Source organism: Myroides profundi, from assembly GCF_000833025.1.
Taxonomy (GTDB): Bacteria; Bacteroidota; Bacteroidia; order Flavobacteriales; family Flavobacteriaceae; genus Flavobacterium; species Flavobacterium profundi_A.
Genome location: NZ_CP010817.1, coordinates 2,220,387 through 2,233,061, shown reverse-complemented (window position 1 = coordinate 2,233,061; position 12,675 = coordinate 2,220,387). Strand labels below are relative to the sequence as shown.

Annotated in this window: 14 protein-coding genes and 4 tRNA genes; 7 read left to right on the top strand and 11 right to left on the bottom strand. The window is 34.9% G+C overall.

The genetic code is table 11. The features are described from left to right. Positions 1 to 122: 122 nt before the first annotated feature. On the top strand, positions 123 to 1,244 hold the full coding sequence (locus tag MPR_RS09810; RefSeq protein ID WP_041892083.1) for an aspartyl protease family protein: 1,122 nt from the start codon (positions 123 to 125) through the stop codon (positions 1,242 to 1,244). A 312-nt stretch (positions 1,245 to 1,556) separates the two neighbouring features. Here the strand turns inward: MPR_RS09810 and MPR_RS09805 are convergent. The 6 genes from MPR_RS09805 to MPR_RS09780 form a co-directional block, all read right to left on the bottom strand. Further along, positions 1,557 to 1,637: transfer RNA gene (locus MPR_RS09805), tRNA-Tyr, on the bottom strand. A 44-nt stretch (positions 1,638 to 1,681) separates the two neighbouring features. Then, positions 1,682 to 1,762, bottom strand: a tRNA-Tyr gene (locus MPR_RS09800). A gap of 51 nt (positions 1,763 to 1,813) precedes the next feature. After that, positions 1,814 to 1,894, bottom strand: a tRNA-Tyr gene (locus MPR_RS09795). A 49-nt stretch (positions 1,895 to 1,943) separates the two neighbouring features. Next, positions 1,944 to 2,027: transfer RNA gene (locus tag MPR_RS09790), tRNA-Tyr, on the bottom strand. A 150-nt stretch (positions 2,028 to 2,177) separates the two neighbouring features. Further along, positions 2,178 to 2,996, bottom strand: a complete 819-nt coding sequence (gene kdsA, locus MPR_RS09785; protein WP_041892082.1) for a 3-deoxy-8-phosphooctulonate synthase — start codon at positions 2,994 to 2,996, stop codon at positions 2,178 to 2,180. A 9-nt stretch (positions 2,997 to 3,005) separates the two neighbouring features. After that, positions 3,006 to 3,560 (bottom strand): DUF4199 domain-containing protein, encoded by a 555-nt coding sequence (locus MPR_RS09780; protein ID WP_041892081.1) that lies wholly within the window; start codon positions 3,558 to 3,560, stop codon positions 3,006 to 3,008. Between the two features lie 170 nt (positions 3,561 to 3,730). Here MPR_RS09780 and MPR_RS09775 point away from each other — a divergent pair, with 170 nt between their 5' ends. The 3 genes from MPR_RS09775 to MPR_RS09765 are packed head-to-tail and all read left to right on the top strand — an operon-like array spanning position 3,731 to position 7,263. After that, positions 3,731 to 4,219 (top strand): SixA phosphatase family protein, encoded by a 489-nt coding sequence (locus MPR_RS09775; RefSeq protein ID WP_041895350.1) that lies wholly within the window; start codon positions 3,731 to 3,733, stop codon positions 4,217 to 4,219. After that, positions 4,219 to 6,330: a polyphosphate kinase 1 gene (gene ppk1, locus MPR_RS09770; protein ID WP_041892079.1), complete on the top strand. Its 2,112-nt coding sequence runs from the start codon at positions 4,219 to 4,221 to the stop codon at positions 6,328 to 6,330. Before MPR_RS09775 ends, ppk1 begins: the two co-directional genes overlap by 1 nt. Before the next feature lie 15 nt (positions 6,331 to 6,345). Beyond that, positions 6,346 to 7,263 carry a Ppx/GppA phosphatase family protein gene (locus MPR_RS09765; RefSeq protein WP_041892078.1) on the top strand — a complete coding sequence of 306 codons (918 nt, stop codon included), beginning with the start codon at positions 6,346 to 6,348 and terminating at the stop codon, positions 7,261 to 7,263. Here MPR_RS09765 and MPR_RS09760 read toward each other — a convergent pair. Both MPR_RS09760 and MPR_RS09755 read right to left on the bottom strand, forming a co-directional pair. Beyond that, entirely contained in the window at positions 7,260 to 8,018 is a 759-nt protein-coding gene (locus MPR_RS09760; RefSeq protein WP_041895348.1) for a TIGR02757 family protein, read from the bottom strand. The genes MPR_RS09765 and MPR_RS09760 overlap by 4 nt on opposite strands. Then, complete coding sequence (locus tag MPR_RS09755; protein WP_006260029.1) at positions 8,011 to 8,691, bottom strand: ABC transporter ATP-binding protein; 681 nt, start codon at positions 8,689 to 8,691, stop codon at positions 8,011 to 8,013. Before MPR_RS09755 ends, MPR_RS09760 begins: the two co-directional genes overlap by 8 nt. 186 nt (positions 8,692 to 8,877) lie before the next feature. Between MPR_RS09755 and msrA the strand changes: the two genes are divergently transcribed. The 3 genes from msrA to MPR_RS09740 all read left to right on the top strand — a co-directional run bounded on the left by msrA (position 8,878) and on the right by MPR_RS09740 (position 10,243). After that, positions 8,878 to 9,423 (top strand): peptide-methionine (S)-S-oxide reductase MsrA, encoded by a 546-nt coding sequence (gene msrA / locus MPR_RS09750; protein WP_041892076.1) that lies wholly within the window; start codon positions 8,878 to 8,880, stop codon positions 9,421 to 9,423. 6 nt (positions 9,424 to 9,429) lie between these two features. Beyond that, positions 9,430 to 9,708: a hypothetical protein gene (locus MPR_RS09745; RefSeq protein WP_041892074.1), complete on the top strand. Its 279-nt coding sequence runs from the start codon at positions 9,430 to 9,432 to the stop codon at positions 9,706 to 9,708. A 109-nt stretch (positions 9,709 to 9,817) separates the two neighbouring features. Further along, positions 9,818 to 10,243, top strand: coding sequence for a hypothetical protein (locus MPR_RS09740; protein WP_006263714.1), 426 nt, complete (start codon positions 9,818 to 9,820; stop codon positions 10,241 to 10,243). A 44-nt stretch (positions 10,244 to 10,287) separates the two neighbouring features. Here MPR_RS09740 and MPR_RS09735 read toward each other — a convergent pair whose 3' ends face one another. From MPR_RS09735 to MPR_RS09725, 3 genes are all read right to left on the bottom strand, one after another. Beyond that, positions 10,288 to 10,824: a DMP19 family protein gene (locus tag MPR_RS09735; protein WP_041892073.1), complete on the bottom strand. Its 537-nt coding sequence runs from the start codon at positions 10,822 to 10,824 to the stop codon at positions 10,288 to 10,290. Between the two features lie 68 nt (positions 10,825 to 10,892). After that, entirely contained in the window at positions 10,893 to 11,957 is a 1,065-nt protein-coding gene (locus tag MPR_RS09730) for a nucleoid-associated protein (protein WP_041892072.1), read from the bottom strand. A gap of 69 nt (positions 11,958 to 12,026) precedes the next feature. Beyond that, positions 12,027 to 12,575, bottom strand: a complete 549-nt coding sequence (locus tag MPR_RS09725; RefSeq protein WP_006263712.1) for an IS1096 element passenger TnpR family protein — start codon at positions 12,573 to 12,575, stop codon at positions 12,027 to 12,029. Positions 12,576 to 12,675 lie beyond the last annotated feature (100 nt).

The following is a 12,675-nucleotide window of genomic DNA, read 5'->3' as shown; positions in this document are numbered from 1 at the left end:
TTTTTGTGATCTCTGGTTGTCTCTACCTAATTCTGTTTGTTAAAAAGCATGTGTATTAATCATAATTATAGAAAAGGGATTGATAAATTATCTAACTTAGGGTATTAATCAATTTATATTATATGAAAGCTTTAAAACTGATTTTCTTCTTCTTTTTAGTGTCTATAGTGGGCTATGCACAGACTATTCGTTTGCCTTATGACGATGAGTCTGGTTGGATGCTCGTAGACTTGCAGGTTAATAATAAGCCGATGAAGTTCTTATTTGACACAGGGTGGGATGGATTGTCTATTAGAAGTAGTTTGCTTTCAGAATTCTATCATGGAGAAAATATAGCTGCAGTAGATGCTAATAATGTTGTACAAGCAGTTCAGACCATATATGTAGATAGTCTAAAGGTGGGAAATTATACTTTTCGCCATTTGCCGTTTACAGACTTTGAGAGCTTTCCGATGATTAACGACCCTATATTTAGTTGTTATAAAATCGATGGTATCTTAGGGAATGTTATCTATAAGGATAAGATATTAGAGATAGACCCTATCAAAAAGGAAATCTTATTACACGATTTGTCACCAGAGTTAGTGAATACTATATTGACTAATAATTTTACCCCTGTCGATACTTATCCTACGGAGCAAAAAAGTAGAATTATGGTTCCGGTAGAAATGGGGGGAAGTGTGAAACGACTATTCTTATTGGATACAGGAGATAATGGATATCTAACCATGACAGCAGATAGAGGTGTGATCGCTTACTTAAGAACTTTAAAGTTTAATTCGTACATCAGTGTAGGGAGTATAGGAGCCTTCGGTATGAATGAAATGGTGAATCGTACACTGATCACGCAAGAAGCTAAAATCAAGATGGGTAAAATATCGTTAGAGAATGAAGAGGTCACCTTTAATATGAATGATAATACCTATCAGATGGGAGTGGAGTTTATAAAACAGTTTCACTTGTATTATTTGCCTTCTTTAAATCTAGTTTATTTTAAAAAGGTTAAGGAAAGTAATGTAGTCTCTAATTTAGAGAAGATAGGATACGGTATTGCTTATATAGATGGGCAGTATATGGTGGCTGCCATTCATGAACGTGAGAATGTAGTGCGATTAGGAGACGTAGTGCTTTCTATAGATGGTATTCCCATGGAGAAGTTATGTCACTATAGAAAGTATCTTCAACAACACAAGGGGCAACCTAAGCTAGAGGTAATGAGAGAAGGCAAGAAGATTACTTTATAGGTAATTATAATATAAATGAAAGCGATAATAGGTTATGTCTCTATTATCGCTTTTTTTATGCCTATAGGTTAGAGAATATAGAAAGTGTAATGGGTGTCTCCTGTTTAATTATGGAGTGTATAAGTAGGATGCTAGAGGAATGCTAGGGGTGTTCTAGCACATTCCTTCGAGAAAATGCCTCTCTAGGCTAGGAAACTCCAAGGAAAGTGCAAGCAATCTGCAAGAATCAGCAAGGTACACGATAAAGAAATAAATAGAGTAGGAAAGGTATATAAACAAAAAAAGCGACCTATTGGTCGCTTTTTTAACTAGTGGGGAGAGCAGGATTCGAACCTGCGAAGGTTTCCCAACGGATTTACAGTCCGTCCTCGTTGGCCGCTTGAGTATCTCCCCTCCTAAGAGGTAACCTAGATAATGTATTGTATAAAAAGTCTTCGTGGGGAGAGCAGGATTCGAACCTGCGAAGGTTTCCCAACGGATTTACAGTCCGTCCTCGTTGGCCGCTTGAGTATCTCCCCTCCTAAAAGGTTTGTTAGACTATATTTTTATACAATAGATAAGACTTTTTGTGGGGAGAGCAGGATTCGAACCTGCGAAGGTTTCCCAACGGATTTACAGTCCGTCCTCGTTGGCCGCTTGAGTATCTCCCCTCCTAAAAGGTTTGTTTATCTAGGTAATATTTTCTTGTTAATGAACGTTTGGTGGGGAGAGCAGGATTCGAACCTGCGAAGGTTTCCCAACGGATTTACAGTCCGTCCTCGTTGGCCGCTTGAGTATCTCCCCTAAGCTTTTGCTTATCTTGTTTGTTTAGAACGGTGCAAATATAGGGCTGTTTTCTTAATCTGCAAGACTTGCAAGGCTTTTTTTTCTTCTTTTTTTTACCGAATTTATCTAACTGATTGGTTATAAAAAAAGTAGTGTTGAAAATATTTTTTAAAATTTATTGATTGTTTGTCTAATGTCAACCAATTTCTTCATCAAATCTTCAAAGTAATCTAAGTGTAGCATGTTTGCTCCATCACTTTTTGCATTTGCTGGATCGAAGTGTGTTTCTAAGAATAGTCCATCTACACCTACAGCGATACCTGCTTTAGCAATAGTTCCGATTAGATCAGGACGTCCGCCTGTCACTCCAGACGATTGGTTTGGCTGTTGTAGCGAGTGCGTGATGTCTAATACTGTAGTAGCATACTGTTGCATAGTAGGGATTCCTCTATAATCTACGATCATGTCTTGGTATCCGAACATCGTACCTCTATCTGTCACCATTACGCTTTCGTTATTACAGTCTAATACTTTCTGTACAGCATGCTTCATACTCTCAGGACTCATAAACTGTCCTTTCTTCAGGTTTACTACCTTACCTGTATTCGCAGCAGCTACTACTAAATCTGTCTGTCTTACTAAGAAAGCAGGGATCTGTAAGATGTCTACGTACTCAGCAGCCATAGCCGCATCAGAGTTCTCATGGATATCTGTTACAGTAGGTATACCAAACTCTTTTCCTACTTTTTGTAAGATTTTAAGTGCTTTCTCATCACCGATACCTGTGAAGCTATCTATACGTGATCTGTTTGCTTTCTTAAAAGAACCTTTAAATACATAAGGAATCTTTAGTTTGTCAGTTACTGTTACGATGTGCTCTGCGATACGCATAGCCATTTCTTCACCTTCGATAGCACAAGGCCCAGCTAATAAAAAGAAGTTATCAGCCTCAAGGTTCTTAATTAGGGGGATATTATTTAAATTCATAAAATTCGATTATTTATTATTTTTTCGTTTGTTGTTCTTTTTTTGTTTATTATTTCTATTCTCTGTTACTACAGGTTCTGCTATGTTTTTAGACTGTATAAAGTACGAAATAATCGCGATAAATACAACTCCAAAAGACAGATTATTTGTGACACCATTTCTTAAGAAAATATCGAAAGTAGCATTCTTAGTTGCTTCTTCTAGAGACATACTAGTCTGTGTCGCTAGTGCCTCCTGTAAGGTAGCCATAAAGTTAGGACTAACTTGGTTAAACGTAATGTACTGTATAATCGGGAAGAAGAATGTAATCATAATACAGATTACTAATCCTGATAAGAAAGCACGTTGCCAAGAAACAACACCGTTATAGAATTCGCGTTTCTTCTGTCTTATTCCCAACCAATAAAAGATAATCAACACAAGGTTAAAAAGTAGTTCAAAACCGACCTCATATCTAATCTTTTCTAAGTCGTGAAAACCAAGAGATTTGACAATAAACATCCAAACTAAAGCTGCTAACGTAGCATAAGAAGCCCATTTAAATTCTATAGAGAAATTTCTCATTATTCTATTTTATAATTAATAGCTCAAAAGTAAAGTTTTTATTTTATAGCTTAAAATATATTTTATATTGATATTTTTTATTAGATTTAGATATGTTTATATAATTCTTGGCAAGGATTGTGATGCATAAATTAAAAAAATACAATAAACCACCCGTAAATAAAACTATTATGAAAAAACTAATCCTTATTAGACATGCAAAATCATGCTGGAACGCTATAACAGATGATTTGTCACGCCCAATATCGACCAGAGGGGTTAATGATGCGCATTTAGTTTCGCATACTTTAATGGGACATTTACCTGCTAAAGTTATTGTATGGAGTAGCCCTGCAAAAAGAGCTAGTGAGACCGCCAAAATATTCTGTCAGAATATGGAGATTAACCTAGATTGTATCATTCAAAATCCAGAAGTATACACTTTTGAACGGTCAGGATTAACAAAAGCGATAAAAAAATGTAAAAATGAGCATGACACCCTAATTCTTTTCGGGCATAATGAGGCAATAACAAAATTTGTTAATAAATTTGGTAGCGAAACCTATGAGAATGTACCAACATCAGGCGTTGTAATCATTAACTTTGATACGAATGATTGGGGGGATATAGAAAAGGGGACAACTGAATTAACTATTTTCCCAAGAGACTTAAAGAAATAATGAATAATAATAACACAACAAAATACAAGTATATCGACCGCGAGAAAAGCTGGTTGTCATTTAATGAGAGAGTACTTCAAGAAGCAGGTGATGAAACAGTCCCTTTATTAGAAAGGCTGAGATTCATCGGTATATTCTCAAATAATTTGGATGAGTTTTTCAGAGTTCGTTATGCCACTATACGTAGAATGACATTGACAGGGGAGAGTAATCGAAGACTGGGAAGTGGAGTTATCGTAAAAGATCTATTGGCTCAAATTACAGAGAGGGTTATTCAACTTCAGAAAGAAAGTGTACGCATCTTACATGATGTAGAGCGCAAACTAGAAGATGAAGGAATCTTTATGGTCAATGAGAAAGAGATCAGTGAGACACAACAAGCCTTTGTCAAAGACTTTTTCTTACATCAAGTATCTCCTGACTTAGTGACTATTATCCTAAGTGATTTGGCTGAGTTCCCTCTTCTAAGGGATACGCATGGGTATTTAGTTGTGAAGTTAGAAGTAGACGAAAAGCTTGTAGAGAAGCATTGTACTAATAAACAAAGACGTGATAATAGCTCAGTTCGCTATGCTATTATTGAGATTCCGAATATCATTAACCGATTCGTAGAAGTACCTTCTGAAGATCCTGGGAAGAAGTATATCATGATGTTAGACGATATCATCAGATATAACCTAGATTCTATCTTTAATATCTTTGATCTAAAAGCAGAATCTGCTTATATGATTAAAGTAACACGTGATGCGGAGCTAGATTTCGATACAGATTTACACAAATCTTTTGTTGAGAAGATTTCTAGTGGAGTACGCGATAGAAAGCAAGGGGCTATCGTGCGTTTCGTTTACGATCAGGAGATGGATGATGAGCTGTTAGATTTCTTATTAGAGAACGTAGAGATTGAGCTTAACGATAGTATTATTCCTTCAGGGAGATACCATAATAGACGTGATTATATGGGCTTCCCGACTACGGGGAGAGTGGATCTTACCTATCCAAAACAGATACCAGTAGCTGTGAAGGGATTAAGTCTTGAGGATAGTATTATTCAGCAGATACAGAAGCGTGATTATATGATCTACACTCCTTATCAGTCTTATTCATATTTAGTTAAGTTCTTGCGTGAAGCAGCTTTAGATCCACAAGTATTATCTATTAAGATAACACTGTATCGACTAGCTAAAAATTCGCAGATTATTAGCTCTCTTATCAATGCTGTAAAGAATGGTAAGAAGGTAATCGCTCAAGTGGAATTGCAAGCGCGTTTCGACGAAGCGAGTAATATTTATTACTCTGAATTAATGCAGGCAGAAGGAGTTCAGTTAATATTCGGAGTGAAAGGACTGAAAGTACACAGCAAAATCTGTGTAGTAGAGCGTCTGGAAAATAAAAAGGTAAAACGTTACGGATTTGTCTCAACAGGTAACTTTAATGAGAGTACAGCTAAGGTATATACAGATGTGACTGTATTTACTAGCCATAATTCGCTAATGAAGGATGTGTCTAAAGTATTTGAGTTTCTTCAAGTGAACTATCGTGTACATCGTTATAAGCATTTATTAGTATCTCCACACTATACGCGTAAAGGGTTTTATAAGTTGATAGAAAGAGAGATTAAGAATGCTAAGAATGGATTGCCTGCTTATATTCGATTAAAGATGAATAGTTTATCAGATCTGAAGATGATCGATAAACTATATGAAGCGAGTAATGCAGGAGTTAAGATACAGTTGATCATTAGAGGAATCTGTTCGCTAATACCTGGAGTACCTGGTATGAGTGAGAATATAGAAGCGATCAGTATTGTAGACCGTTTCTTAGAGCACTCTAGAGTTTATATATTTGGGAATAATGACAATCCTGAGGTGTTTATCTCTTCAGCGGACTTTATGACTCGAAATTTAGATGAAAGGGTAGAGGTAACTTGTCCTATCTACGATGATTTAGTAAAACAAGAGTTGATCGATACATTCGATATCGGGTGGAAAGGAAACTATAAGACGAGATATCAGACAGCAGACTTGTCTAATAAGTATAGAGGATATACGGCTGAAAATATGTTTCATGCTCAGCAAGAAATGTATAAGTATTATCAAAATAAGTTAAAGTAAAAGAAGAAATTATATATGCTAAAAATAAAGAAGTATGCTGCTATAGATATAGGTTCTAACGCCATGAGACTGTTGATTATGAATATCATCGAGGAAGAGGGAAGAGAGACTATATTTAGTAAGAGTTCATTAATACGTGTGCCTATTCGATTAGGACAAGATGTTTTCACTACAGGAAAAGTATCTCCTGAGGCGGAAGACCGTATGGTGGATGCAATGAAGGCGTTCTTTTTATTAATGAAGGTAAATAAGGTAGATCGATTTATGGCATGTGCTACTAGTGCCATGCGAGAAGCTACTAATGCTACATCTATCGTAGATAGAGTGTATAAAGAATCTGGAATAAAGATCAGTATCATAGATGGTAAAAAAGAGGCGATGATCATTGCTTCATCAGATTTAAAGCACTTTATCAATAGTAGCAATAGTATTCTGTATATCGATGTGGGAGGTGGAAGTACAGAGTTTACGCTGTTCTCTAATGGTAAACAATTGAACTCTAGATCGTTTAAAAACGGTACTGTACGTCTATTAAATAATATGGTAGAGCCTCAGGTATGGACAGATATAGAGCAGTGGATCAAGAAAGAGACTAAGGAGTTAAAAGACTTAATCGTCATCGGTAGTGGTGGGAATATCAATAAGATCTTTAAAATGTCTGGAAAGACGCAAGATAAGCCTCTTACTTACTTCTATCTACACAAACAATTACTACGACTAAGTAAGATGTCTTATGACGATAGAATCTCTTTATTAGGATTGAACCCAGATCGTGCTGACGTTATTATACCTGCTATAAACATCTATAATAACGCCATGAAATGGAGTGGTGCTAAATACATCTATGTTCCTAAAATAGGGGTGTCAGATGGTATCGTAAAAGCACTTTATTACAATAAAGTAAAACTTGATTATCAAGTTATAGATTATTAAAACTTCTCAATAGCTCCTAGGCCAAATAGGGCAAAGTCATATTTGACTGGGTCTATAGGATCGAAACGACGCAAAGCCGCATCTAGTTCAGCGAGTGCCTTTGCGTCGTTTTGTTTTCGCTTTAGGATACCTAGCTTTCTAGCCATATTACCAGAGTGTACGTCTAATGGACAAGATAAATCAGCTGTACTGATTTGTTTCCATATCCCTAGATCTACTCCCTTATGATCATCCCTGACCATCCAGCGCAGGTACATATTGATTCGTTTCGCAGCAGATCCTTTGAGCGGGTCAGAGATATGTTTCTGTGTTCGCGACTGATGTTCTATCTCGAAGAATAGTTTTTTGAAGTTAGAAATTCTCTCTTGCATATTCATTTCTTGGTTTGCAAAGACATTTTCTAGTCCATTGTGGTTGGTATAAATATGTTTAAGCCCTTTTATAAAAGTTGCAAAATCGACACCATTGAAAGTTCTGTGCACAAAGCTGTTTAAACTTTCTAAGTGGTCATCATGGTGCTCCATCACGAAGTCATAAGGAGAATTTCCCATGAGTTCCATCATGCGATGTGCATTCTTAATAATCATTTTTCTATTTCCCCATGCGATAGTAGCACTTAAGAACCCAGCTATTTCTATATCTTCTTTTAGTGTATATAGATGAGGGATTTGTATAGGATCGTCCTGAATAAAAGTAGGGTTGTTATAAAGAATTACCTTTTCATCAAGGAACTCTTTAAGTTCTGCTTTAGTCATGTAAGTTTTGTTTTTGTTTAATTTGACCATCTACCATGGTTAATTTGCGATCAGCCATATTCGCTAGTTCTTCATTATGTGTAACAATGACGAATGTCTGCCCTAATTCATCTCTTAGTTTAAAGAATAACTTATGTAAGTTCTCTGCTGAGTGTGTGTCTAAGTTACCTGATGGCTCATCTGCAAAGATGACAAGGGGTTTATTGATTAGCGCTCTAGCTACAGCTACACGTTGCTGTTCTCCTCCTGATAACTCAGATGGGAAGTGATGGATACGGTGAGATAGTCCTAAATATTCTAATAGACGAATAGCTTCTTTCTCTGTCTCCTGTTTGTTTTTATTAGCAATAAAAGCTGGGATACACACATTCTCTAAAGCCGTAAACTCAGGTAGTAACTGATGAAACTGAAAGATAAAGCCAAGGTGTAAGTTTCTAAACTTAGATATTTCTTTGTCTTTAAGACCTAGAATATCTTGACCATTTATAGAAAGAGTGGTTTGACTTTCTATAGAAGGCTTGTCTAATGTTCCTAGTATCTGAAGTAAGGTTGTCTTACCAGCTCCAGATGCTCCTACAATAGAAACAATCTCTCCTTTTTTTATATGTAGATCTACTCCTTTTAAAACCTCAAGTTTATCGTAGTATTTATGAATATTAGTTGCTCTGATCATTTACTTAAATTTAGAAATACAAAGTAACGCTTTTTACCTATTTTAAAAACCTAAAAATGATTAAAAGACGAGTAATATATTTTTAAAATAAAAAAGTATCTTTATACTGCTGATGTATATAAGTCTAATATGGCTTATGATTAACTAGATAAAGCAATTAACGAATAAAAAATAGAAAGTAAGACAATGGAAAATAATAAATTAGAAACGGCAATATTCGGAGCAGGATGTTTTTGGTGTATTGAAGCTATCTATAAAAGCTTAAAAGGGGTAGAAGAAGTGCTTCCAGGATATATCGGAGGAAAAAAAGAAAACCCTACCTATGAAGAGGTATGCACAGGGGAAACTGGTCATGCAGAGGTAGTGAAGCTAGTGTATAATCCTACGGCTATTAATTATAATGAATTATTAGAGGTGTTCTTTACGAGTCATAATCCAACTACTTTAAATAGACAAGGAGAAGATGTAGGGACACAGTACAGAAGTGAGATATTCTACACGACAGAAGCTCAGAAAGCTGCCGCTAAAGAGTATTTAGATATTTTGCGTAGTGAAAAAGTATACGATGATCCTATCGTAACTAAAATATCAGAAGCGACGAAATTCTATGTGGCAGAGGATTATCACAAGAATTATTTTGAAAAGAGTGGAGATAAGAACCCTTATTGTCAGTTAGTGGTAAAGCCTAAATTAGACAAGTTTAAAGCAAAGTACAATGCGAAGCTTAAGTAAGTAACGATGATTACGAATAATAAAATTAAATATAGACAGCTGTTTATTGGGATATTTATGGACCTTATAGGGTACTTATCCTATGCTATACCTGGGGTGGGAGAGATAGCTGATGTGGTGTGGGCACCAGTGTCAGCCTACATTCTAGCGAAGATGTATCCTGGTAAAGTAGGTAAGGTAGCAGCTGTGGTTAACTTCATTGAGGAGCTGTCTCCAGGTCTAGATTTTATACCCACATATACTATAACTTGGTTTTATACATATTTTGGTAAAAAACAAGAATAGTTAATTCTTTGCAGGTAATTTGTGTAAATCATTATTATTTATTAAATTTATGTAAAATAAAAAGATCAGGAGAGTTTTAGAATTTAACAATTAATTAAAAGTATTTCTTATGAGAAAAGTTTTTACACTATTATTCGCAGCGTTAGTTTTTATGTCTTGTACCAATGCAAAAAAAAGTAGAGAATTGGGGGATCAACAAGCTGGTGAGAAGATTATAGGATGGTATTATTACAACGTTAAACAAGGGTTATACGATTCTATCCCCAACTTAGTAGATGATGACTTCTTCAATAGCGACCAAAAAGCAAAACTTGTAGAAGACTTAAAAGCTAAAAAAGAGAAATTTGGAAAGTTAGATAGCTTTACAATGGATAAATGGGAGATGACTGATAGAGATAAAAAAGCGAAGACTAAAGATTTCTATTTTGAGTACAAAGTAAAATATGAAAATGAACCAGAAACAATTACAGAGAAAATTTACCTAAGCCAAGAAGGTAATGATCTTAAGATTTCAAAGTTCGAATTCAGTAAATAATACAAAAAGAAAGCTCCTCATATTGAGGAGCTTTTTTATGCGTACTATTCTGAATCTGAGTCTAGAAAGTCTGTAATAATGCTTTGCATTTCTTCTAAGCTTACAACTTTTAGATCAGGGTGTGTTTTTAGCCAAGAGGAATTAAGTGCTCTTAAATCTTCTGTAATTTCTTTAAACGAGTTGTCTTCCAGTAGAGAAGTCGTTTCTTTTTCTTTGCCTAAATCTAGTTCGAAGAATTTCTTTAGTTTGATATTACTAAATGCTTTTACTCTGCGCATTTGTTTTTCGAAATAGTCTAAGTGTTCTTTTGCTTCCATAGCAGTAAGCCCAGCATGGATAATCTCTACTAGGTCTAGATCCCATTTACTCTTCCAAATAAAGGAAGCTAGTCCTTCTGTTTCTAATAGGTTTAGATAATAATCCACACAGTAACTAGCGAAAGCATCTGGATGTAATTCATCATCACCTACTTCTGAGTTACGTAGATAATTTACTACAGAGATATTAGAGTTAATAATATCTAATGGATTCTCACTGTTAAAGGTGTTCTCTGATATTAAGATATAGTTGAATTCTCTCATATTATAAGGTATTAGGTATAAAAAAAGCGATTCCAAATCAGTGTGGAATCGCCTTGATATGTCTTTAATTAAGATTTTTGCTCTTTGTTAAAGTAAACTAGGTAGTAATACATTTGTTTCTCCTCGTCCCATCCTTTTTCTACGAATTTATCAGCACTATCAGGGTTGATAAAATCAAGTTTAATCTGAATGTTAGTATCAAGGTTGATTACATTCTTCAGTTTCTTTCTAGCATCTGTCACTGCATTATTTGCAATAGGGAAAGATGTAGTGTCTTCGATACTGTATTTTTCTCCTTTGTCCACTTTGTAGTTTTTAAACTCCGCAGCTAAATCAGGATTGTCTATTACTTCGTTTAAGAAATTCGTTTCTTCGAATTCGTCATTTTTAGCAAAGTAGTTTACAGAACGGTTCATAAACATCACCTCTTCTTTTTTATCCTCAGCAGGAAGAACTACGTCTTTAGCGAAATCTTGACAGAACTTAAGGTATTTCTTAGTCATAAACGCTTCGTCTTGGAAGATATCTACATTTAAGAAATGCTCTAACCAATAACGTGCATCATATTTATTACTGTCTATCGTTAAGATTTTATATCCTTCTTCTTTTTTATAGTTGAAGATAATACATCCTTTATCTAATTTGTTTAAGTTGATTCCTTGTAGAAGAAGCATTTCTAGATTAGAATCTTTTTCTTGTAATTGTAAGAAATCAGTTTTAAGTTCACTCTTAAAGATACCGATAGCATCTACAACATTATTATCAATAGATAAGTTCGTTAAGTAAGTAACGTATACTTCTCCATTTTTAATGTGTGGGTGATTAGATTGCTCGTATAAGTGACGTGTGATTTTTTTAGAAACTTCTTGTACATTATCTGCTGAAGGAGCATTGAAAATCTCATTTGCAAAGTTGTACATTTCGTTGAATTCTAAATCAACATCATGAGCAAATTGGTAATAGCTTTCTTCTTTTTCGCGGAACGGTTTAAAGAAATACTCTTTTAATAAAGGAGCTATTTCATCGTTTAAATTATAAGGTTCTGCAGATAAGAAGATAGCTTCATTTCTACTCTTATTCCCAACTCTATGGATAGATAGAGTTTCAATGTGCGTATTAAATAAGTTGATCATAATGGCAATAATATATTAAGCAGTAGTATACCACTTAAATTATAAATTAAAAAATGAAATTAATAGTTATTAGTTCCAAGTGTCTTCGTATCCGAAGTCTTCAAAACTATCATCTCCGTCGAACATATCGTAGTCTTCGTCATCGAAGTCATCGTCAAACTCTCCATAAATATCTTCATTCGATACAGGATTGGCTGTGAATGATTTGCCTGGCATACTATCTGGTAAGATACCGTGAGAGAAAAGTAATTCTGGGTAAGCTGCACCTGGCTCTTCTTCTTCGATAGCTCCTAATTCAACGAAGAAAGTCCACATATTTAAAAAGTCATATACATATATGATTTTTGTGTTTTCTTCATCTAAGATAGAACCGATAGTAGTAGAGCTCATTGTTTTGTGCTCTCCAGGAGTATCTCCCATATCGAACAACGAAATTTCCTCTTCTAGTTGAGTCCATTGATCATCACACGCATAAAAAGAAGCAGCCTCCATTCCGTCAAAACCAAAAGCATTAACGATAGCATTGTGTAAATCTTCTAATGAGTCATCTTCTAAAATAGCAATGTCTCTAAATATATCTTCCTCAGTATCAAGGATTACTCTGAACTTATAAACCATAACTTTTTTGTGGATTAGAAACGCAAATTTAAACTTATTATTCATTATTGAGGAATAAAAACCAGTCTTTTTACCTACATTTTAACGAAATAGCTACACC

What these genes read in the sequence shown, in the direction of transcription:
- MPR_RS09810 (WP_041892083.1), top strand. Translation starts at nt 123, where the DNA reads ATGAAAGCTTTAAAACTGATTTTCTTCTTCTTTTTAGTGTCTATAGTG.
- kdsA (WP_041892082.1), bottom strand. Translation starts at nt 2,996, where the DNA reads ATGAATTTAAATAATATCCCCCTAATTAAGAACCTTGAGGCTGATAAC.
- MPR_RS09780 (WP_041892081.1), bottom strand. Translation starts at nt 3,560, where the DNA reads ATGAGAAATTTCTCTATAGAATTTAAATGGGCTTCTTATGCTACGTTA.
- MPR_RS09775 (WP_041895350.1), top strand. Translation starts at nt 3,731, where the DNA reads ATGAAAAAACTAATCCTTATTAGACATGCAAAATCATGCTGGAACGCT.
- ppk1 (WP_041892079.1), top strand. Translation starts at nt 4,219, where the DNA reads ATGAATAATAATAACACAACAAAATACAAGTATATCGACCGCGAGAAA.
- MPR_RS09765 (WP_041892078.1), top strand. Translation starts at nt 6,346, where the DNA reads ATGCTAAAAATAAAGAAGTATGCTGCTATAGATATAGGTTCTAACGCC.
- MPR_RS09760 (WP_041895348.1), bottom strand. Translation starts at nt 8,018, where the DNA reads ATGACTAAAGCAGAACTTAAAGAGTTCCTTGATGAAAAGGTAATTCTT.
- MPR_RS09755 (WP_006260029.1), bottom strand. Translation starts at nt 8,691, where the DNA reads ATGATCAGAGCAACTAATATTCATAAATACTACGATAAACTTGAGGTT.
- msrA (WP_041892076.1), top strand. Translation starts at nt 8,878, where the DNA reads ATGGAAAATAATAAATTAGAAACGGCAATATTCGGAGCAGGATGTTTT.
- MPR_RS09745 (WP_041892074.1), top strand. Translation starts at nt 9,430, where the DNA reads ATGATTACGAATAATAAAATTAAATATAGACAGCTGTTTATTGGGATA.
- MPR_RS09740 (WP_006263714.1), top strand. Translation starts at nt 9,818, where the DNA reads ATGAGAAAAGTTTTTACACTATTATTCGCAGCGTTAGTTTTTATGTCT.
- MPR_RS09735 (WP_041892073.1), bottom strand. Translation starts at nt 10,824, where the DNA reads ATGAGAGAATTCAACTATATCTTAATATCAGAGAACACCTTTAACAGT.
- MPR_RS09730 (WP_041892072.1), bottom strand. Translation starts at nt 11,957, where the DNA reads ATGATCAACTTATTTAATACGCACATTGAAACTCTATCTATCCATAGA.
- MPR_RS09725 (WP_006263712.1), bottom strand. Translation starts at nt 12,575, where the DNA reads ATGGTTTATAAGTTCAGAGTAATCCTTGATACTGAGGAAGATATATTT.